This is a genomic window from Aliarcobacter vitoriensis (assembly GCF_003316695.1).
Lineage (GTDB): Bacteria > Campylobacterota > Campylobacteria > Campylobacterales > Arcobacteraceae > Aliarcobacter > Aliarcobacter vitoriensis.
This window is the reverse complement of record NZ_PDKB01000006.1, coordinates 78,130-99,982: the sequence shown is the minus strand read 5'-3', so window position 1 is coordinate 99,982 and position 21,853 is coordinate 78,130. Positions and strand designations below refer to the sequence as shown.

General features: G+C 25.3%; 24 protein-coding genes. 13 read left to right on the top strand and 11 right to left on the bottom strand.

The window, feature by feature from the left end; genetic code table 11:
- Window positions 1–84: 84 nt before the first annotated feature.
- The 10 genes from CRU91_RS04745 to CRU91_RS04700 form a co-directional block, all read right to left on the bottom strand.
- Window positions 85–2,031 carry an HD domain-containing phosphohydrolase gene (locus CRU91_RS04745; protein ID WP_113893904.1) on the bottom strand — a complete coding sequence of 649 codons (1,947 nt, stop codon included), beginning with the start codon at window positions 2,029–2,031 and terminating at the stop codon, window positions 85–87.
- A 30-nt stretch (window positions 2,032–2,061) separates the two neighbouring features.
- Complete coding sequence (gene fliP / locus CRU91_RS04740; RefSeq protein ID WP_113893973.1) at window positions 2,062–2,727, bottom strand: flagellar type III secretion system pore protein FliP; 666 nt, start codon at window positions 2,725–2,727, stop codon at window positions 2,062–2,064.
- Window positions 2,728–2,846: 119 nt separating this feature from the next.
- Window positions 2,847–4,625, bottom strand: a complete 1,779-nt coding sequence (gene mrdA, locus CRU91_RS04735) for a penicillin-binding protein 2 (protein WP_113893903.1) — start codon at window positions 4,623–4,625, stop codon at window positions 2,847–2,849.
- The gene (locus tag CRU91_RS04730) at window positions 4,622–5,050 is read right to left on the bottom strand and encodes a hypothetical protein (protein ID WP_113893902.1); all 429 of its coding nucleotides are present in this window, start codon (window positions 5,048–5,050) and stop codon (window positions 4,622–4,624) included. The genes mrdA and CRU91_RS04730 overlap by 4 nt, the downstream gene beginning before the upstream one ends.
- Window positions 5,051–5,058: 8 nt before the next feature.
- Complete coding sequence (locus CRU91_RS04725; RefSeq protein ID WP_113893901.1) at window positions 5,059–6,309, bottom strand: murein hydrolase activator EnvC family protein; 1,251 nt, start codon at window positions 6,307–6,309, stop codon at window positions 5,059–5,061.
- On the bottom strand, window positions 6,302–7,120 hold the full coding sequence (locus tag CRU91_RS04720; RefSeq protein WP_113893900.1) for an FtsX-like permease family protein: 819 nt from the start codon (window positions 7,118–7,120) through the stop codon (window positions 6,302–6,304). Before CRU91_RS04720 ends, CRU91_RS04725 begins: the two co-directional genes overlap by 8 nt.
- Complete coding sequence (locus CRU91_RS04715; protein ID WP_113893899.1) at window positions 7,107–7,769, bottom strand: cell division ATP-binding protein FtsE; 663 nt, start codon at window positions 7,767–7,769, stop codon at window positions 7,107–7,109. Before CRU91_RS04715 ends, CRU91_RS04720 begins: the two co-directional genes overlap by 14 nt.
- On the bottom strand, window positions 7,766–8,959 hold the full coding sequence (gene trmB, locus CRU91_RS04710) for a tRNA (guanosine(46)-N7)-methyltransferase TrmB (RefSeq protein ID WP_113893898.1): 1,194 nt from the start codon (window positions 8,957–8,959) through the stop codon (window positions 7,766–7,768). Before trmB ends, CRU91_RS04715 begins: the two co-directional genes overlap by 4 nt.
- A gap of 2 nt (window positions 8,960–8,961) precedes the next feature.
- A complete protein-coding gene (locus CRU91_RS04705) occupies window positions 8,962–10,230 on the bottom strand; it encodes a fibronectin type III domain-containing protein (RefSeq protein ID WP_113893897.1) in 1,269 nt (422 codons plus the stop codon).
- Complete coding sequence (locus CRU91_RS04700) at window positions 10,178–11,164, bottom strand: RluA family pseudouridine synthase (RefSeq protein WP_113893896.1); 987 nt, start codon at window positions 11,162–11,164, stop codon at window positions 10,178–10,180. Before CRU91_RS04700 ends, CRU91_RS04705 begins: the two co-directional genes overlap by 53 nt.
- Window positions 11,165–11,183: 19 nt before the next feature.
- Here CRU91_RS04700 and CRU91_RS04695 point away from each other — a divergent pair, with 19 nt between their 5' ends.
- Entirely contained in the window at window positions 11,184–12,293 is a 1,110-nt protein-coding gene (locus CRU91_RS04695; protein WP_113893895.1) for an FtsW/RodA/SpoVE family cell cycle protein, read from the top strand.
- Window positions 12,294–12,298: 5 nt separating this feature from the next.
- Here CRU91_RS04695 and CRU91_RS04690 read toward each other — a convergent pair whose 3' ends face one another.
- Window positions 12,299–13,048: a TonB family protein gene (locus CRU91_RS04690; RefSeq protein WP_113893894.1), complete on the bottom strand. Its 750-nt coding sequence runs from the start codon at window positions 13,046–13,048 to the stop codon at window positions 12,299–12,301.
- A 74-nt stretch (window positions 13,049–13,122) separates the two neighbouring features.
- On the opposite strand from CRU91_RS04690, the gene CRU91_RS04685 reads away from it, so the two are divergent.
- The 12 genes from CRU91_RS04685 to CRU91_RS04635 all read left to right on the top strand — a co-directional run bounded on the left by CRU91_RS04685 (window position 13,123) and on the right by CRU91_RS04635 (window position 21,815).
- A complete protein-coding gene (locus tag CRU91_RS04685) occupies window positions 13,123–13,812 on the top strand; it encodes an AzlC family ABC transporter permease (RefSeq protein ID WP_113893893.1) in 690 nt (229 codons plus the stop codon).
- On the top strand, window positions 13,809–14,147 hold the full coding sequence (locus tag CRU91_RS04680; protein WP_113893892.1) for a branched-chain amino acid transporter permease: 339 nt from the start codon (window positions 13,809–13,811) through the stop codon (window positions 14,145–14,147). Before CRU91_RS04685 ends, CRU91_RS04680 begins: the two co-directional genes overlap by 4 nt.
- Before the next feature lie 69 nt (window positions 14,148–14,216).
- Window positions 14,217–15,497: a glutamate-1-semialdehyde 2,1-aminomutase gene (hemL, locus tag CRU91_RS04675; RefSeq protein WP_113893891.1), complete on the top strand. Its 1,281-nt coding sequence runs from the start codon at window positions 14,217–14,219 to the stop codon at window positions 15,495–15,497.
- An 8-nt stretch (window positions 15,498–15,505) separates the two neighbouring features.
- A complete protein-coding gene (gene ppnP / locus CRU91_RS04670; RefSeq protein WP_113893890.1) occupies window positions 15,506–15,820 on the top strand; it encodes a pyrimidine/purine nucleoside phosphorylase in 315 nt (104 codons plus the stop codon).
- Window positions 15,821–15,831: 11 nt separating this feature from the next.
- Window positions 15,832–16,140 carry an AtpZ/AtpI family protein gene (locus CRU91_RS04665; RefSeq protein ID WP_113893889.1) on the top strand — a complete coding sequence of 103 codons (309 nt, stop codon included), beginning with the start codon at window positions 15,832–15,834 and terminating at the stop codon, window positions 16,138–16,140.
- Window positions 16,124–16,681 carry a hypothetical protein gene (locus CRU91_RS04660; RefSeq protein ID WP_113893888.1) on the top strand — a complete coding sequence of 186 codons (558 nt, stop codon included), beginning with the start codon at window positions 16,124–16,126 and terminating at the stop codon, window positions 16,679–16,681. The genes CRU91_RS04665 and CRU91_RS04660 overlap by 17 nt, the downstream gene beginning before the upstream one ends.
- A gap of 94 nt (window positions 16,682–16,775) precedes the next feature.
- Window positions 16,776–18,800, top strand: a complete 2,025-nt coding sequence (locus tag CRU91_RS04655) for a TonB-dependent receptor (RefSeq protein ID WP_222718395.1) — start codon at window positions 16,776–16,778, stop codon at window positions 18,798–18,800.
- A complete protein-coding gene (locus tag CRU91_RS04650; RefSeq protein WP_113893886.1) occupies window positions 18,790–19,326 on the top strand; it encodes a hypothetical protein in 537 nt (178 codons plus the stop codon). Before CRU91_RS04655 ends, CRU91_RS04650 begins: the two co-directional genes overlap by 11 nt.
- The gene (locus CRU91_RS04645) at window positions 19,323–20,699 is read left to right on the top strand and encodes a sensor histidine kinase (protein ID WP_113893885.1); all 1,377 of its coding nucleotides are present in this window, start codon (window positions 19,323–19,325) and stop codon (window positions 20,697–20,699) included. Before CRU91_RS04650 ends, CRU91_RS04645 begins: the two co-directional genes overlap by 4 nt.
- Window positions 20,689–21,381: a response regulator transcription factor gene (locus CRU91_RS04640; RefSeq protein WP_113893884.1), complete on the top strand. Its 693-nt coding sequence runs from the start codon at window positions 20,689–20,691 to the stop codon at window positions 21,379–21,381. The genes CRU91_RS04645 and CRU91_RS04640 overlap by 11 nt, the downstream gene beginning before the upstream one ends.
- A 96-nt stretch (window positions 21,382–21,477) precedes the next feature.
- Window positions 21,478–21,609: a hypothetical protein gene (locus CRU91_RS12460; protein ID WP_257118756.1), complete on the top strand. Its 132-nt coding sequence runs from the start codon at window positions 21,478–21,480 to the stop codon at window positions 21,607–21,609.
- A gap of 20 nt (window positions 21,610–21,629) precedes the next feature.
- Window positions 21,630–21,815 (top strand): hypothetical protein, encoded by a 186-nt coding sequence (locus CRU91_RS04635; RefSeq protein ID WP_026804493.1) that lies wholly within the window; start codon window positions 21,630–21,632, stop codon window positions 21,813–21,815.
- Window positions 21,816–21,853: the final 38 nt, after the last annotated feature.

The following is a 21,853-nucleotide window of genomic DNA, read 5'->3' as shown; positions in this document are numbered from 1 at the left end:
CTAAAAATTAATATATTTTCTTAAGAATTATAAAAAAATATTATAGTTATAAATAAATATTTATTATATTATAACTTGAATTTATTATCCATCTTTATGCAACTCTTTTATTTCTAATAATTTATCAATATTTTCAAATAGTAAATCAACTAATTTGGGATCAAATTGTTTTCCACTTTCACTTTTTATATATTCTAAAACTTTAGGCATTTCCCAAGCTTTTTTATAGCATCTATCACTAGCAATTGCATCAAATACATCTACAATTGCTGTAATTCTTCCAAAAATTGGTATATCTTCACCTTTTAATCCATTTGGATATCCAGTTCCATCATATTTTTCATGATGAGTTAGAGCAATTTGTGAAGCTACTTTAAATAATGGTCTATTTGAAATATGTAACATTTCATAGCCTTTTTGTGCATGAGTTTTCATAATTTCAAACTCTTCAAAAGTTAGTTTTGCTGGTTTATGTAAAATTTCATCTGGAATAGCAATTTTACCTATATCGTGCATTGGACTTGCAAGTTCAAGCATTTTTATATCTTTTTCACTTAATCCAAGTGCATTTGCTAAAACTCTTGAGTATTTAGCTACCCTTTTTACATGCTCACTTGTCTCTTTTGATTTTACTTCAGCAATACTTCCCATAGTAAAAATAATATCTCTTTGTAGTTCTTCTATCTCTTTATTTGCTGTAATATCCTCTCTTACAGAAAAATATCCAATATGAGTTCCTTTTTCATCATATTCAGGTTCTAAATCAGCAATTACCCAATAATACGAACCATCTTTTCTAAGATTTTTTATCTCAACTGTTACTCTTTTTTCTTCTTTTAAGTTTTTCCACATATCTTTAAAAAACTCTTTTGGCATATCAGGATGCCTTACTATATTGTGAGGTTTTCCAATAAGCTCTTCTTTTGTATATCCACTAATATCACAAAAAGCTGAACTTGCATGTGTTATAAAGCCTTGTAAATCTGTTTTTGAAAATATTACATTTTTATCATATATGGTTATTAAAGATTTTAGTTTTCTTTGTTGATCATCTATTTTTTGAGTTTTTTTACTTACTTCTGCTTTTAGTTCTTTTGTATAAGAAACTTTTAAAAGGTATAAAAATATAAAAGCATAAATAATCATAGAAAAAATAATAAACGTTAAGTATTGAGTTTGAAAATTTGATATATTTGAGTAATCAATATTTTTTTTATCTAAAAACATTAAGAATAGACCTAAACTTTTTCCTTCAACATCTTTTATCTCTATATTTGTTGCTAAATATTGACTAATACTAATAAAGTTTTCAATCTCAATAAAATTATTTATTTTATGCTCTTGAACCAAATTTAAAATATCTTTTGAAGCATTTAAATTTGCAATGTAGTTGTTTCCTAAAAATATTTTTGTAAAAGGTTCAGTTATTATTGCACTTTTTTCTTCACTCAATATGAATAATGGTTCAATTTTGTTATCTTTTAAAGTATTTGCAACAGAATTAAAATGCGATATAAGTTCAATAAAACCTATGAATACTCCAGTTCTATCATATACTGGTTGTGTAGTGACAAAAACTAAATCAGAAATTCCAGAAGTAATAGATTGTGTTGGTTTTGGGTTTTTTACTAATTCTTTTAAATCTTCTCTAAAACTTAAAATATTATCATTTTTTGTTTTTGACCAACTTCTATAAACAACATTACCTTCTTTAGATATTATTTGAAACCAAATATCTTTATAATCTCCATTGTTATGCAAAAAATCCATAACAATATCATAGTTTAAATTTTCTGTTTGATTTGTTTTTAAAGATTCTATAATTCTTGAATCTTGACCTATAAGATATGTAAAAATTGTTGTTTTTTCTTGTTCTTTTTTTACTTCTTCCAAAAACATTTCTCTCATAAGTTTACTTTTTTCTAAATAAGTATTAACTGTGAGATTATTAATATTTGGTAAATAGTAAAAAAAATGTGAAAAGAATAATAAAGAAATAAATATTGTACTAAAATATAAAATTTTTTTCATTGATATAAAAACCTAGAGATTAAAAAATTGTCATTTAAAGGATTGTGCGAGATTTCCAATAATTAATAGCCAACCATCAACAACAATAAAGAATATTATTTTTATAGGTAAGGATATCATAACAGGGGGTAACATCATCATACCTAAACTCATTAAGATGGAAGCTACTATTATATCAATAATTAAAAATGGTAAGAAGATTAAAAACCCTATTTCAAAAGCAGTTCTTAATTCACTCACAATAAAAGCTGGAACTAATAAAGTTAAAGCTACATCATCAATATTTTTTGGATTTGACTCTTTTTTTATTCTATAAAATAAAGCTAAATCAGATTCTCTTGTATTTTTTATCATAAAATCTTTAAAAGGTGCAACACCTTTAGTAAAGGCTTCTTGATATGATATTTTTTCATCCATATATGGAACTATTGATTCATCCCAAGCTTTTTTACCATAAGGTTCCATTATAAAAATAGTTAATATTAGTGATAGCGATATAATAATTTGTGTTGGCGGAGATTGTTGTAAACCTAGAGCCTGTCTTAAAAGAGCTAGAACAATAACAATTCTTGTAAATGAAGTAACCATAAGTAGTAATGATGGTGCAAGAACCATTAAAGCTAGTATAATAGCTATATTTATAGTTTTTACAAATTGAACAGGTTCTTCTATGGCAGCTATTGAAAGATTTACCATTGGTAGTGGATCTTGTGCAAAAGAGAAACTAGTTAAAAAAAGTATGAATAAAAATATTCTCAAATAAATATCCTATATAAAATGAGTTGTAATTCTAACTAAAAATTCTTAAAGTAAAACTATTCAAGTTCTGTAATATAACCTAACTCATATAGTTTATCAAAAATTCTACTAGCAACTCCACCTGTGGCACTACCACCACCTCCACCGTGTTCTTGTACTACTGTTACAACATATTTTGGATTTTTATATGGTCCATAAGCTGTAATCCAAGCATGAGATCTTTGATAATACTCAAGTTCACTTTCCTTCATCCTTACTTTTTCAGATTGTGGAATAGATACAACTTGTGCTGTACCTGTTTTTGAAGCAATTGTTACTTTTGAAGTTGTATATCTTTTTGCTGTTCCTGACGGAGCATTTGAAACATCAAACATACCTTCTTGCATCAATTTTACATACTCTTTTTTAAAATCTAATTCTATAGGTTCTTCATAAGATTCACTTGTTAAGTGTGGCTTAGGTAATTTCCCAGAAGCAAAAAATGCTGTATATCTAGCAATTTGTAAAGGTGTTGTAAGCATATTTCCTTGACCAATAGAAGTAATTACAGTTTCTCCTATGTACCAAGGTTTTTTTAGTCTTTTTTCTTTCCACTCTTTATTTGGATTTATTCCTATAAATTCATTGTCTAAATCAATTCCTGTTTTTTGACCAATTCCTAATTTATCTAAAGTAGCAGATATTTTATTTATACCAATTTTTAAACTACCTTTATAAAAAAAGTCATCACAACTTTGTGCTATGGCACTTCTAAAATTGATATGTCCATGTCCTGTTGTTTTCCAACATCTAAAATTTCTATTTCCAATAGGTAATGAACCAGAGCAATCAACAGTAAATTTATCACTTATTCCATTTTCTAAAAATGATAGTGCAACTCCCATTTTTATAACAGAACCAGGAGGATAAAGACCATTTATTATTTTGTTTGTAAAAGGGTGATTAAAATCATTTCTCATTTCATTCCATTCAGCTTGTGAAATTCCTCTTGCAAATATATTACTATCATATTCAGGAAATGAACCAGCTGCAAGTATTTCACCGTTTTGTGCATCCATTACAACAATTGAACCACTTTTATCAATGAATAATTCTTGAAGATATTTTTGTAAATTTACATCAATTGTAATTCTTACATTATTATCATTTGATGGTTCTTTTTCATCTATTACTTCTATTTCTTTATTTAAAGCATTAACTTTTGTATCTTTATATCCGAGTTTTCCTTGAAGTTTTTCATTGTAAAATCTTTCTATACCACTTTTACCTACAATTCCACTATATTTTGCTATTTCGTTATTTACGATATCAAGTTTTGAAGCTTTTCCAACATATCCAATAATGTGAGCGGCTAGTTCTTTATGTGGATAGTATCGTTTAGATGAAGATTCTATTTTTATATCTTCTTGTGTTGCTAAAAATGTGTATTTTGAAAAGATATCTTCATATGGTACATAATCAATGATTTTTATAAATTCATGATTATAAGGTGAGTCATTTCTCATATAATCTTTAATTAGTTTATCTTTTTCATATTGTGGAAATTGCTCTACTATTATATTGATTATATTTTCTAATTTTTCTTGATGTTTTTTTGCTCTTAAATGAGGTTTTATTAGTATAGAAAATCCCATTTGATTCAGAGCCAATGGTTCTCCATTTCTATCTTCAATAACTCCTCTTGTAGGTGCTTTATAAGTTTTCTTTATATAGTTGTTTTGCGATAATTCTTCATAATATGTATTAGATTTAATACTTAAAAAATATACTCTTGAAAGAATCATAATACAAATAAGAGTTACAAAAATATATATAAGATTTAATCTCCAATTCATAAAAATATCCCAAATATAATAAGATCTATGATTAGATTTACTATAAGAATATAACTAAAAATAGTATCAAAATTGAAAAATATATACCACATAATTGCTAAACCAATATAGAAAAAGATTATGTACAAATATCCATTTACATGGCTTTGTTCATATCTTGGAATAATAAATAAATATACAAAAAATGATAATAAAGATAAAGAAAATGGTTTTAATCCCATATTTAATTCAATAAATAAAAATGCAATAATTACAAGTACAAAAGAGTAATAATATCTTTGTTTTAAAGTTCTATAAAATGCAGTTGAGATAATACCAGCAAAGATTATAACTAAAAAATGAATTGAAGCTAAAAAATTTATGCTAACAGCAAAAACTAGTAAAAAAAATATAAAAACTGGATTATCTAAACTATTTCTTACCATAAATAAGCCTAAATTTTAAATAGATCTTTTGGATCTATATGAGCTGAATCTTTTGTAACTTGAAATGTAAGATTAGAGTTTACTCTTCCTACAACTGAACCTTTTTGAACCCATTTCCCTACAACTATATTTGGAGCTATATCATCTAAATGTGAGTAAATAGTATGTATTCCAGCTTCGTGTTGGATTATTACAACATTATCAAGCATTCCAGCATTTTTTTTAGCATATACAACTTTCCCATTTAAAACTGAAACAACTTTTGAATCTTTATCATTTGACTGTAAGACAATAGATTCATTAAACAACTTTATTTTGTAAACTGGATCATAATATGTTCCAAAGTTTTTTACAACTTTAAAAGATTTTAAAGGAGCTATTGTTTTTGCTCCAGTATATTTTGCTATTTTAACTCCATCTGTTGAAGAACCTATTTTTCTAACATCTAAATCTAAATCTTTTGCAAATTTTTGATTTCTTACATTTGTTGTTTGTATTTCGCTAGATTGACTAACTTTATCTTTTTCTTCTTGTTGTGCTTTTTTTATCTCTTGCTGCTTTACAATTTTTAAATCAGATAAAATTTTATTTAAAGATTCTTGTTGAAGAGCTACTTTTTTTAATTCTTCTTGATATAGTTTATGTTCTTTTTCAAGATTTACTAAAGAACTAGCATGTTTTGTTTTTAAAGCTGTAAATTGTTCTTTTGTTTTTAATCTATCTTTTATATAAGTGTTTAGCTTATTTATTTCTTGCTGATTTGCTTTTGTGTTTTCAGATATTTTATTGTAGTTTTCATTTAATTGTAAAACTTTTTTTTGAGAGTTTTGAGATAAAAGATTAAAAATTTCATTGTCAATAAGTTCTTGAAAAGAGTTTATTGAAGCCAATTTTAATGCCATAGATATAGAGAATTCTTCAACAATTGTGTTTATTATCTCTTCTTCACTACTGTTTTTTTCTTTTAATAAATCTTCTGATTTTGATTGCAATTCATTTAATTTAAGTTGAGAATTCTCAAGAAGTTTTTGATGTTGCTCTATATCTTCATTTATTTTTATAATATCTTCTTCTAATTTTGAAATATTATTATTTTGATTTTCTATTTTATCAGCTAACTCTTTTACTTTTAAAGTTGTATCATCTTTACTTTTTTTACTAGAGTCTAAAATCTTTTGGTTTTGTTGAATTTTCTTATCAATAGTTGATGAAAAAAGTAAAAAAGATGATGCAAATATTAAAAAAACTATTTTAATCATTGTTTATCTTATATTTTAGAAGAACTCCAAGAATTGTAAAAATAGATATACAAAAAGATAAGATAAATATTTTTATTATCTCTTTGATAATATCTATTTTGATATCAACAATATCTTGAAGTTCTAAAGGAAATAGTAGGTCTATATTTTGAGAAATATAAGTTAAAAATCCAGTTGCAATTAAAAATGCTAAAAGAGAACTAATTAGTGCATATTTTAAAACAGAAGATGCACTGTAAAGTATTGATGCTCCATGAAGTCTTAATATTGATATCTTGATATGATGCTCATGAAACCAAAGTTTTATTTGTTTTGCAATTATTATTATTGCAAAAATTGTAATTATAAAAAATAGTATAAAAGATACACTATTTAAAATTAGTAGTAGTAAATATACTTGATTATGGTTTTTATAGAAAACTTCTACATTCTTTATATCTTTATTTGAAAGTAATGTTTTTTTGATAACTTCCAAATCGCTACTTGTAGGAAAAATTTCTAAATAAATTTGATAAAAATATGGTAATTTTTGTCTTAATAATTCAATAGAATTAGAAGATAAATTTGCTTTTATATTTTCAATAATTTTATCATTTGGTAAAACTTGAATATTCTCTACTTTTATTCCAGCTAATTCATTTAGAGATTCTTTATTTATAGGATTTGTAGCAACTATAACAATAGAGTAATCTCTTGAAATTTTAGTTTTGTAATTGTCAACAATATTGTCTATTATTAAAAATATACAAAAAGTTATTAACATTGATAGTAGGGGGATTAAAAATGCAAAAATAGCTTTAAGAGACTTCATATATTATCCCATCTTCTATTGATAATTGTCTAAAATTTATACCTAAATTTTTAGGAACTCTATGTGTTACAACAACAACTGTAATTCCAAGTTGTTCATTTGCTCCTTTTAATAAGTTCCATACAACATCAGCACTAAAATCATCTAAATTTCCAGTAGGTTCATCTGCAATTATTATTTTAGGATTGTGTGCTAAAGCACGAGCTACTGCAACTCGTTGTTGCTCTCCACCACTTAGCTGATTTGGATAGTAGCCTTTTCTATGTGATAATTTTACATGCTTTAATAAATTATCAGCTTGAAGTTTTGAAACTTCTTCTGAGTAATTATTTATTCTAAGAGGAATCATAATATTTTCTTCTATTGTAAACTCATTAATTAGTTTATAATCTTGAAAAATTACTCCAATATCTTTTCTTAGAAGCCTTAGATGTTTACCTTTTATTCCAAAAACTTCTTGACCAGATATTTTTAAACTACCGTGTTTTATTGGAATATCTCCATAAAAAGATTTCAATAATGTTGATTTACCACTCCCAGAAGTTCCACCAATGAATACGAACTCTTTTGGTTTTATACTGAAATTACCTCTTTTAATAATATACTTATTATTATCATAAGTTAGATATAAATCTCTTGCTACGATCATATAGACACAATCTCTTTTAATTTTTTATGAGCTTGAATATTTGAACTTGTAGGAAGAGGATTTCCTTGATAGTATGAAATTACACCATTTTTTACTAAAAGATATTTAGTAACTGGTCTATCAAAATTCCCCATTGTAACTTTTATCAAACCTGAATTTTCTTCATCTATTATTGTATAAAACTCTTCTATATGAACAAAAAAGTTTTTTAAAATAATAGCCTTATATGGAATATGGTTTAAAAATCTTTCAAAAGATATTGTAAAATCAAAGCTAAAATCATAATTTAAATCTGTCATATTATCTTCATTTTTTGAAGTTAAAACTACATCATAAATATTTTTACCTTGCTTTTTCCATCTATCTTCATATTTACTTGTTACTTCTAAATCTTTATTTATATCTATAGATATATTTGCTTTGTTAAGATTTGTAAGAAGTTCTAGTGAAAAATCAAAATATTTTCTACTATCTGTTCTAAGTTCGAGTGTTCCTCCAACTTTTAAAACTCTTAATGCTTCACTAATAAACTCATTTGAGTATATTCTTCTATGTGGTTTTTTATCCCAAGGCACAGGAAAATGAACAAATATTTTTCCTACTTGATTTGATTCTATAAACTCCATAAAAAGTCTTGCATCATAGTTTACAACTAAAACATTTGTAATATTTTGTAGTTCCAATTGTCTTAAAAGTTGTTCTATTGATGGATAGTGAATCTCAAGTCCTATAAATTGTATATTGGGATTGTTTTTTGCTTGATACAAAAGATGTCTTCCACTTCCAAATCCTATTTCAATTTGAATCTCTTTTGAAGTTTTAAATTCATCTACAAAGTAGTTTATATCTTTTAAATATTTATGCTCTTGTTCTTTTTTTTGCTTTAGATTATTTGTATTTGAAAATATAGTTTTTGAATTATTTAATTTTACATAACTATTTAAAGCATCTTTTATAAAAGTAACAGGTGATATTCTTGTAGTTTTATCTGATTTTATTAAAAAGTCTTCATCTTTGTTTTTTATTGTAAGTAAAAATTCTTTATCTTCATTTTTTACAGCAATTTTATATTCTGTTTTTCTATTTTGTTCTTCTGTATGATATGAAACAGCTGTAAACAAAAACTCTATATTTTTATCTTTTATAGGAGTTTTGATTAAGCTATTTTTTTCAAAAACTATATGAGGCATAATTATAATCTTGAATTAGAAAGCGTTAATTTAGCTTCATCACTATTTGCTGATACTATACCAAATTCATCTACAGCTTGAACTGAGTAACGATATTCAACTCCATCAACAATATCATTATCTTCAAATCTAAGTCCACTAATATTTTCAAATTTTGTTGTATCAGAAAAGATTAGATATTTTTTTACTTTTTTATTTACATTATAAGAAACTGCTCTGTTGTCTCCACTTTGCCAGTTTAAAATAGCTTTATTACCTTGAATTTGAGCCAAAGTTATAGTTGGTTTTAGTGGTGGAGCTAGAGTAATACCTCTTATCGCATCTACATCTTCGCTACTTTCAAGACCATCTTTATCCACAGCAGTTACCTTATAAAAATACTCTTTTCCTGAACTACTGATTTTATCTGTATATTCCGTTGAGTTTGCATTTACTGTTGCAATTTTACTATAACCTAAAAGTTTATAACTACTTCTGTAAATATTATATTCTACAACATCAGCAGTAGGAGATTTTTCCCAAGTTAAAAATACACTTTGTGGTATATTGTTTGATGCTATTATATTTCTTGGAGGTAAAGGCACAGGCTTTGTTTTTGCTTCCAAAATTGGGCTTGGTGCTGATTCTACATCTTCAAAAGAGAAAGCTTTAACTCTGTATTTATAAGTTGTATTGTCTTTTAATCCAGTTTCTATATATTCAGCTGATAATCTTTGTGTTATTTTTGATTGAAAAATCCATTCATTTATCAAAGTGTTATATTTTTCAACTCTATAATAACTAACTCTAGGATCTGAATGTGGATGCCAAATAAGTTTTATTTTTCTTGGTAGATTTGATATAGCTTGTGCAAATTCAACGGGTTTTATCCTAGGTAGAGTTTCTACTATATAAGCATTTGTTGTTGGTGATTCACTTCCATCACTCAATCTTGCTGAAATTTGATAAGCATATTTAGTTTTTGGTTCTAAACCTTTATCAACATAGTGCGTTACATATCTACTATCAGTAGCTTTTATAAGTTTTAAAGTTTTTTCACCTTTACTTAGTTCTGTTCTATAAAAATTATATCCAACAACTCTATGGTCATCGATTCTTTGCCATTCAAAACCAATAGAAGCCATATCTGGAATTGATTTGATTGAACTGTAGTTTACAGTTTGAAATGAATTATTAACTTTTGGTGTAGTTGTTGTATTAAAAATATTTGCACAACCACTAATTAGAAAAATTAAAGCAATTAAAGATACTAGATGTTTCAATTCTTTCATAAATTCTCTCCATATTAAAATTATTATCTAAAAAATCTACCATATGTTTAGGAATATTAGCTGTGAAACTCATCTTTTCTTTTGTGACAGGATGAGTAAATACTAAACAATAAGCGTGTAAAAAAAATCCATCTATTTTACTTAATTCGCTCTTAAATCCATATAAATTATCTCCAATGATATGCCTATTTAAGGAATTTAAGTGAACTCTTATTTGATGAGTTCTTCCAGTTGATAGTTTACAAGCAATTAACTCAAACTTTTCATTTTTACTTGTTTCTAGTTTGCAAAATGCAGTTTTTGAATATCTTCCATCTTTTACAATAGCCATTCTTAAGCGATTATTAGGATTTCTAGCTATTGGTTCTTCCACAACAATATTATCTTTTAAAGGTAAATCAATCAATGCTAAATAGTATCTTCCTGCCTCTCTAGTTTCAAGTTGTTTTGATAGTTCTAAGTGAGCTTGATTTGTTTTTGCAATGATAATTATTCCACTTGTTCCTTTATCAAGTCTATGTACAATACCATGTCTTTCTTCTCCACTTATTGTAGAAAGTGAGATATTTTTAAGTTTTAGCCAATCAACTAAAGTTGCATCTTTTACACTTGGGGCATCATGTATTGTTAAATTTATGGGTTTATTTACTATTAAAATTGAATCATCTTCGTATATAATTGATATTTCTTTATCTTTCAATGAATTTTTTATAAAATCTATATCTTTTATATTTGATAATTCATTTTCTGGGAAAAAAACTTCAACATTTTGATTTAATTTTAATTTCAATCCATTTTTAATAGTGGTTTTCCCATCAACTTTTACAAAATCTTTTTTGATTAATTGTTCAATTTGATTTCTTGAAGCTTCTATTTTAGAGCTTAAAAATTTATCTAATCTTGTCTCTTCTTCTACAATAAAATTTTTATACATTTTATGCTACTCTTTTGTTATGCGATTACTTGATAAAAGAATTATTTCACATTTTGATTATTTAATATTACTATTTATTTCACCTTTGATAATACTATCTTATGTATTAATTGAAGATGTAAATGAAGCATTAGCTAATAAACAGATTTTTTATTATAGTGTATCTTTGTTTATATTTTTTTTAGTTTTTATGTTACCTATAAGAAGAAACCTAAGATTAGTGCCTATTTTGTACTGGATAGGAATTATACTTTTATTAGCTGTTGAGTTTATAGGAGTTACAAAACTTGGAGCTAAAAGATGGATACATATACCAATAGTTGATACAACTATTCAACCATCAGAAATTATAAAACCAATATACATTTTAATGCTTGGATATTTAATACACCATCGTCCACCACCAATAGGAGGATATGGTTTAAAAGATTTCGGATATTTTTCTATATATATTATGATTCCATTTTTTCTTATAGCAAAAGAACCAGATTTGGGAACTGCTTTAGTAATGCTACTTGTTGGTTATGGAATACTTTTCATAATAGGAGTAAATTGGAAAATATGGCTAGGTATAGTTGCTATTTTATCTGTAATTATACCATTATCCTATAATTATATAATGAAAGATTATCAAAAAAAGAGAGTTCACGATTTTATAGTTGCTGAAAAACCTAGTTACCATGTACAGCAAAGTATTATAGCAATTGGTTCAGGTGGACTTACTGGAAAAGATAGTAACGAAGCCACACAAACTCAGTTAAAATTTTTGCCAATAGCAACAAGTGATTTTATTTTTGCATATTTGGTTGAAAGACATGGCTTTTTAGGTGCTTTGGGACTTATATTTTTATATTTATTAATAATATTTCATCTCTTTACAATAAACTATTTTTTTAAAAATGATTTCGTAGTCAAAGCTTTTGCTTCTGGACTAGCCTTACTTATATTTTTAAATATGAGTGTAAATATTTTGATGGTTATAGGTTTTGCACCTGTTGTTGGGATACCTTTACCACTATTCTCCTATGGAGGAAGCTCATTTTTGAATTTTATAGTAACTTTTGCAATATTGGAAAATTTAATAGCATTTAGGTATATGGATATTTATAATTATGAACGAAAAATGTAAATATTTTAATGTGCTATGTAGTGAACTTTAAATCTTATTTTTGTTGGTTCACTAGGCTTTGGATATTCTTTATACGCAATTTCTATTAATTCAATAGAGTGTTTATCTAAATCAGAGTATCCAGAAGGTCCAATTATTTTTAAATCACTAATATCTCCATTTGGATGAAACATAAATTCTACAACATTTATTCCACCAATTCTTAAATATGCTGATAATTTTGGATAACCTATACGATTTAAAACTCTTTGTGTAATAACTTGAAAGTTATTTATATTTTTCTCTAAATATGCTTTTTGAACTTTAGTAAAATTATCATACTCTTTTCCATAAAGCTTTTGAAGTTCATTTAAAACTTCTTTATTTATAGGTTCTTTTTGGCTTAAAAAGTCTTCTAAAGTTTTTTCTTGTATTGTTTTTTTATTTTTTACATTTTGCTCTTTTAAAATTTTATCTTGAAACTCTTTTGCTTTTTTTATATCTTTTGGTTTAGGTTGTATCTGTTTTACAGTTTCTTGCTTCTTTTGGATTTCTTGTTTTTGTATAGGTTCTATTTTCTCTACTTTTTGAGTTGGTGGTGTTGGTATTTGTTCTGGTGAGGATTTTTTTTCTTGAAGTTTTACCATCTTAACCTCAGTTTTTTCTACATGCTCTTTTGGTACATCTTTTTTTGTATCATCATTCTTTTTGTACTCTATAAATAAGAGAAGATGAATTAATATTGAAATGATAAAAGATATAGCAATAATTCTCATAGGCGAATTATATTAAATTTTCTTGAAAATTTGGCATAGTATAAAATAGATATAAACTTTTTAAAGATATAATTTTGTTTTTTGAAAAGGCATTCTTGAAACTCGTACAAATCATAAAAATCACATCTCCTATTTTTTTTGGATATATTCCTTTAGGTATGGCATTTGGTATATTTGCTGTAAGCTCTGATATTCCTTGGTATTTTGCTACCCTTATGAGTGCTTTAGTTTATGCTGGAAGTGCTGAATTCCTAGTTGTTGCTTTTATATTGTCTTTTGCATCTTTATTTGAGGTTTTTATAACAATATTTTTAGTAAATTTTAGACACTTTTTCTATGGTATTTCGATGTTAAATGATTTTAAAAACCTAAAAGGATTAGTTAAAAAATACTCTATATTTTCGCTTACAGATGAAACTTTTGCACTTTTTAAACTAATAGATATAAAAAATGATGAAAAACAAAAAGTATATTTTTTTATAACACTTTTGAGTCAAATATATTGGGTTTTTGGTGTATTTTTAGGTTCTTATTTTGGACAATTTTTAAATTTTGATTCAACAGGAATAGGGTTTATGCTAACATCACTTTTTGTTGTTTTAGCAATAGAGTTATATAAAAAATTGAAATCAAAAATCGTTCTTTTAATATCTTGTATAGTAGGAATTTTTGGACTATTTTTACCAAATGAATATATGTTGATTGTTTGTTTGACTATTTGTACAATTTTTATTATTTTATTTAGAGGAAGGATACAAATTTGAGTAATTTAGAAATCATTTTAGTTATTCTAGTTGCAATGATTGCTACTATGTTGACTCGTTTCTTACCTTTTATAATTTTTAGAAAACAAGAAAAACAATCACAAATTTTACTCATTTTTGAAAAAGCAATGCCATTGGCAATAATGGTTATTTTAGTTTTTTACACAATAAAAAGTGTAGATTTTTTAGAAGTTCCTTTTGGAATAGCTGAAATTTTATCTATTTTTATAACAATTTTTCTTCATATAAGGTTTAATAATGTACTTTTAAGCATCATTGGTTCAACTGTTTTTTATATGTTTTTAGTTCAAATTGTTGTACCAAAAATTGTTTAAATATTTAAATAACCAATTGCTTATATAACTTATAGTAAAATGAAAATAAATAATTATTTAGGAATATATATGTTTAAAAAATCTATTAAAGCTTATGAAAAAGCTTGTAAAGTAATCCCTGGAGGTGTTGATTCTCCTGTTCGTGCATTTAAAAGCGTTGGAGGAACACCACCTTTTATAAAAAAAGGGAAAGGTGCATATATCTATGATATAGATGGAAATAAATATTTAGATTTTGTACAAAGTTGGGGACCACTGATTTTTGGACATTGTGATAAAGATATTGAAAAGGTTGTTATAAAAACTGCAAAAGAAGGTCTTTCATTTGGAGCACCTACAAATTTAGAAACAAAATTAGCTAATGAAATTGTTGATATGTATGACAATATCGATAAAGTTAGATTTGTAAGTTCTGGAACAGAAGCTACTATGAGTGCTATAAGATTAGCAAGAGGTGTTACAAATAAAAATGATATTATAAAATTTGAGGGTTGTTATCACGGACATAGTGATTCACTACTAGTTCAAGCAGGAAGTGGAATGGCAACTTTTGGAAGTCCAAGTAGTCCTGGCGTTCCTTCTGATTTAACAAAACACACACTTTTGTGCGAATATAACAATATAGCACAATTAGAAAAATGCTTTGAAGAGAGTTCTGATATTGCTTGTATTATAATCGAACCAATTGCTGGTAATATGGGATTAGTTCCTGCAACAGAAGAGTTTTTAGTTGCTTGTAGAGAGCTTTGTGATAAACATGGAGCGTTACTAATTTTTGATGAAGTTATGAGTGGATTTAGAGCAAGTTTAAAAGGAGCAAGTGGAATTTTAAAAGTACAAGCTGATATTTTGACTTTTGGAAAAGTAATAGGTGCTGGAATGCCTGTTGGTGCATTTGCTTCAAATAAAGAGATTATGAGTTATCTTTCTCCTGAAGGTAAAATTTACCAAGCAGGAACATTAAGTGGAAATCCAGTAGCTATGGCAGCTGGACTTGAAAGTTTAAAGAAATTAAAAGCAAATCCAAAGATATATGATGATTTATCTAAAAAAGCTTTAAGACTTGTAAATGGATTAAAAAAAGTTGCAAAAGAGTGTAATATTTCATTGCAAGTAAACACAAGAGGAAGTATGTTTGGATTTTTCTTTTGTGAAAATGAGCCAAAAAATTTTAAAGAAGTAGGAAATTGCAATTTTGAAAGATTTGCTAAATTTCATCAAGAAATGTTAAAAAGAGGTTTTTATTTTGCTTGTAGCCAATATGAAGCTGGATTTATTTGTACAAAAATTACAAATAAAGAGATAGATGATTGTATAAAAGCAGCAAAAGAAGTAATGAAAGATTTATAAGGTAAAAAATGCAAAGTTTTAAAAATGTAGAATTGATAAAAAAATCTAATATATATTTTAATGGAAATGTTACTAGTAGAACATTTATAGATACTGACGGAAGTAAAAAATCTTTAGGGATTATGATGGTTGGAGAGTATCTTTTTGGAACAGCAGAAGCTGAAATTATGGAGATAATTGAAGGTGATGTTGAAGTACGATTGAAAGGTGAAAATGAGTGGAAAACTTACAAAAGTGGAAGTTCTTTTAGTGTTCCTGCAAATTCTAGCTTTGATATAAAAGTAAAAACAATAAGCGATTACTGTTGTAGTTATATAAAATAGATTGGAAAAATATGGAAGATTTAAAAGAACAAAAACCAAAACATAGAGATAAAATAGAAGCTTTAGATAGTTTATCAGTAGGTATTTCTATGGTTGCTGCAGTTGTTATTGGAGTTGCTATTGGATTAGGTTTAAAACACTTGACAGGTTATACTTGGACTCTTTGGTTGGGAGTTTTTTGGGGAATAGCCGCAGCTGGTCTTAATGTATATAGAGCTTATAAAAGAGCTCAAAAAGTTTATGAAGGTATGGAAAATGACCCACGATATGCTCATAGAGCAAAATATGGTGATAAATCTTTAGATGACGAAGATAAATAGTAAAATTCTAAATTTTGCAAAGGTTTTTATATTTTTAAACCTTTGCCTTAGCCTTTATGCAATATTTTTTCAAAATACTTTGTGGCTTTTAAATATACAAGTTGCATTTTTCTCATCATTGTTTATAACTATTGCATCATTTTTGTCATATAGAAAAAATATTCAAAATAGATTAGCAAATATAGATGACAATTCTACTATTTTAAGTGAAGATAGAGATAAAATAGATGAGATAGATGACCCTTATGATTTATATAGTGAATACAAAGAAATTCCAGAAGATGAATTAACTCCACAAAAGATAAAAGAGATAATAGATGAAGAGAAAAGTAGGGTAAAACAAAATACCTTTAAAAATACACTTTTTAGTACAGGTGGATTTTTATCTATTTATAGGATTTTAGGATATGTTGTTTTAATTTTTGGATTTTTTGCTTTAAATAACAATGAAGTTTTTGTACCATTAGCTTTTATCATTGGTTTAGGGATTGTACCTATAGGAGTATTGTTTACCAAATTTATTAACAAAGTTGAAATATAAGTAAAAAATATAAATTTAATTATTTTAGAAAAAATATCACACTTCATCACACTTTTTAACTATAATGTTAGAATTTTATGAAAATGAGAAGAAAATGTTTTTTAAAATAGTATTTATATTTTTATTACTTCCTATACTTTTATTTTCTCAAGAACTAGAAAATATATTAGATGATTTAAATGAATATAGTGATAAATCTAACTTAAATATTGATTATAAACCAACAGCAATGACAGTTTTATATGCTAATGATCTACAAACATTAGGAATAAATACTTTGTCTGAAGCTTTAAATTTTGTTGCTGGAATTCAAGCTTTTAAAACAACTTCTGTTAACTCTATTGTATCTGTAAGAGGATATACTCAACCTTTAAATAGTTTTCAAGAGAAAATAAAATATAGAATAAATGGAGTTAGTGTATCTTCAAACTATTTTGAAAATTTTCCAATTAGTCTAATTGATAGAATAGAAATATCAAAAGGAAATGCTTCAACTATTTATGATCAAGGTGGTTTTGTAGCTGTTATTGATATTATCACAAAAAATAAAAGTAATATTGCTTTTGGAACAGGAAGCTTTGATAATAAGAATTTCTCTTTACTTTTAAATGAAAAATTAAATGATAATTGGAAACTAAAATTATCTACAAGTTACTTGAAACACAATAAAAAAGTAGATGCCCCTAGTGCTATTTTGACTAATTCTATAGATTTTGGAACAAATTTTGATAGAAAACAAGAATCTTTAGAAGGAATTGAAGATATTTTAATTGGTGCTTCTTTAGAAAATAAAAACTTTAAAATATCTTCAAATTATATAAAAAATAATAGACAAAACAATTATGGTACTACTGGATTATTAGATTGGAGTGATGATGGTTACTCAAAATATGAGATGTTTTCAAATGAAATAACTTATGATACTTTCTTAAATACAAACAATATTTTGGAAATGAAGATAGGAAGTGTACAAAGTAATTATAAAATGAATACTTATATGTATAAATTTGAACCAAATAATGTTGGAATCTATGACCCACATTTTAAAGTTGATTATACTCAAAGAGAGAGTTATATATCACTTTTAGTAAAAAATACTAGCTTTACAAATAATAAAATCGAATATGGAGTTTATGGTTCTTTAATCCAAATTCCAAAAAATAAATACTATACAAATGTAGATTATCTAACAGGTTTAGGACAATACATTCCAAAATATGATGCCTATTTCCCAGTACAAAAGGAGTTAAAAGAGTTTTCAGGAAAGCAAGGATTTATAAGTGATGAGAGTTCAAAAACTAATATGTCATATTTTTTAGCAGATACTTATAGTGTAAATGAGAATTTAACTCTTTTAGCAAATCTTGGAATTGATGACTATCAAGATTATAAAAAGCTTTTAAACTTTAGATTAGGTTCTGTTTACTCTAATGATGATATAAATATATATAAATTCTCTATTTCTCAAGCGAATAGAAATCCATCTTTAATAGAAGACTATTTTGTAGGGCATATAATAAACTCTCAAGACCAAGCTTTAGAAGCAGAAAAACTACAAAGTGTTGAATTGATGTATATTTATCAACAAAATGATGAGAAATTAAAGTTAAATTTATACTATCAAAAGTATATAAATTCTATTGATGGTTATAGGTATAAAGATTCTTTACAATACTACAATAAAAAGCAAGATGAATATAACTATGGAGCAGAGCTAGAGTATAGTAAAAGTTTTGAGAATCGTTCAAAAGTAATTTTAAATGCTAGTTTTAATAGTTTTGCTTATAAAAATAGTTATGAAAACTTAAAAATAGATACACCAATAGTTTCAAAAATAACTACAATTTTAGGATATATTTATCCAATAAATTCTAAATTTACTATTAGCCCATTGATTAGATATTATGGTTCTAAAAATCTTTTAAATGGTAATAAAATAGGTGATGTTGCTTTACTTGATTTAACTCTTACTCATAATATTTCAAAAGATGCAAAACTATATTTTGGAGCAAAAAATATCTTAGATAAAGAGTATTTTTACTATGGATACAATACAAAAGATGAGAAAATGCTAAGAGAGGGTACAACTTGGTTTGTAAGTTTTAGATATGATTTTTAATAAACTTTTACTTATTTTATATCTGTCAATATTTACTTTTGCAAATGGAGTTTACAATATAAATCTTTTAGATTTTCAAGCAAAAGTATTTCCAAAAATAATAATTGCTGATAATAATTTAGAGAATAAACTTATAAATAATAAAATACTTTTAACTATTTTATATGATGATATAGATTTAAACTCTGCACAAATTTTAAAAGAAATGTTAGAAAAAAATTATATAACTTTAAAAGATTTTACTTTTGAAGTAAATCTTATAAGATATAATGATTTTATAAGTAGTAATATTTCAACAGCTTACTTTTTTTTGCTTGGTAAAAAAGATAAAATTGTTCAGATAACAGAACTTTTATCTAAAAATGGTAGATTGAGTTTTACTTATGATGATAGTTATTTAGACTTTGGAGTCATTTTTGGATTAAAGATTAGTTCAAAAGTAAATATATTTTTAAAGCTTCAGAATTTAAAAGATAGCGGAATTGAACTACAAAATTCTATTTTTAATGTAGTGATATTAAAATGAAAAATTTAAATATTATCACACAAATCATTATTATAAATACTGTGGTTATGAGCTTTTTTATAGCTGTGTTTATTTATAAAAATTATACAATAGTTTCTAATCAGTTAATTTTACTTGAGAATGAAAAAATAGATTCAATAGTAAAAACTATATCACCAATAATCTCTATAAATCTTACTTTAGGTTTGGAAGAAAATATAAAAGAGCTAATTAGTGAAAGTATGCAAGCACATAGTGAAATAATTGGGATTGATATTTTAGACCTTGATAATAAAGTAATTTACGAAAATATAAAAAAAGATATTAAAAAATCAAGAATATACCATGTGCTTTTGGAAGATACTATTTTAAAAGAGAAAATAGGAGAGTTAAAGGTTTATTATACATTTTCATCTATTTACTCAAAACTTTTAAATGAATTTAATAAATTTATAGTATTTATAGCTATATTTTTTATAGTATCTTTATTTATCTCATCATTTCTTATTAAATATAATCTAAAATCTCTAATGCAACTAAAAGATAAAATGCTCAATTATAGTTTAAATGATAAAATAAGCTTTGAAGAAGAGTGTTTTAAAAATGAAATTTCTGTTATAAACAATAGTGCATATAAAATGATAAAAAAGATAGAGGAAGAGGTTGAAAAAAGAATTATTTATGAAAAAAATATCATGCAAAAAAATCGTCTTGCTTCTATGGGAGAGATGATTGATAATATTGCTCATCAATGGAGACAACCTTTGATGAAAATAAATGCAATATTATTAAATACAGATAGAAATATAGAACTTAAAAATTATGATGAGGAGTATCTACAACAAAGATTAGAAGATATATCAAATACTATATATTTTATGTCAAATACAATAGACACATTTAGAGATTTTTTAAATCCAAATAAAGATAAACAAAATTTTAAAATTGATCAAGCAATAGAAAAAAGTATAAAAGTTTTAAGTCCTTCATTAAAAAATATAAAAGTAAATCTAAATAAACAAGATAGTGTTATATGTGCTTATGAGAGTGAATTTATGCAAGTTATTTTTTCTATTTTATCAAATTCCATAGATATATTTGAACAAAGAGATATAAAAGAAAAAGAGATAAATATAAATATTTATGAAGATGAAATAAATATTTATATAGAAATACAAGATAATGCAGGTGGGATAAAAAGTGAGAATTTAGATAAAATCTTTGATCCTTATTTCACAACAAAACATAAAACTGGTGGAACTGGAATGGGACTTTATATTGCAAAAATTATTATGTTAAATAGTTTTGGTGATATAAAAGTTGAAAATAGTTCTATTGGGGCAAAATTTATTTTAAATATTTCACAAAAAATAGGAGATAAAAATGGGCAATAAAGATAGTTTAAAGCATTTTACTCTACTTTATGCAGAGGATGATAAAGCTATTCAAAAAGAGATGTTGGAATACTTTTCTAGCTATTTTAAAGAGGTTTTTACTGCAGATGATGGGAATGAGGCTTTAGAACTTTATAAACAACATAAACCAGATGTTCTCATACTTGATATTTATATGCCACATTTAACAGGAATTGAACTAACAAAGATTTTGAGAGAAAATGACTATAAGACAAAGATAGTGTTAATAACTGCACATTCAAATGATAGTTTACTTTTAGAATCAATCAATATAGATGTAAATTACTATTTAATAAAACCTGCAACTTTAAAAAAAGTTAAAGATATGTTGAATAAAATTTCTATTGATTTATTAAGAAGTTCAGAAAAAATCATAAGATTTGATGAAAATATATATTTTAATCAAACTAACCAAAAACTATTTAATAAAAATATTGAAATAAAATTAAGTAAAAAAGAGCTCTCTTTGCTAGAACTTTTTATAATAAATAGAAATAAAGATATAACTATTGAAAATATTATGTCTCATTGCTGGAGTGATATTTTTATTGAAATATCACTTGATAGTGTCAAATCTTTGGTTAGTAATCTACGAAAAAAACTTCCTAAAAATACTATTGTAAATGTTTATGGTGTTGGTTACATTTTAAAAAATAGTTAAAGTCTTTAATTTAACTATTTTTTATTAAAAACTTCACACTTCATCACACTCTTTTTCTATAATTCAATTTCTAGGAAACAATTTATAGGATATTACATGTTAAATAATTATATAAATCATAACTATCAAAACATTGAAATTGCAAATAAGGGGATTTGCAATTTTATTATATGTGAAATAGAAGAAGAGTTTGAAATAGATGATGAAGATAGTTGGATTAAGATCTAATTATATATTTAGGAGTTAGTTTGGAAGAAATTATTGTTTCAAAAGATGAGCTAATAGAACTATTTGAAATAGAAAAAATTAAAGATACTGGTAAAGGTTGGTATATGGATAGTAATTTTGTAAATATTATTGCCTTACATGAGATTGAACCAAAGTTTCTCCAAAATATTGCAAATGCTAAATTTTATAAAATAGTAAAAAAGTGAAGTATTTTATGTTATTTTTTAACTCTATTTAAAATTCT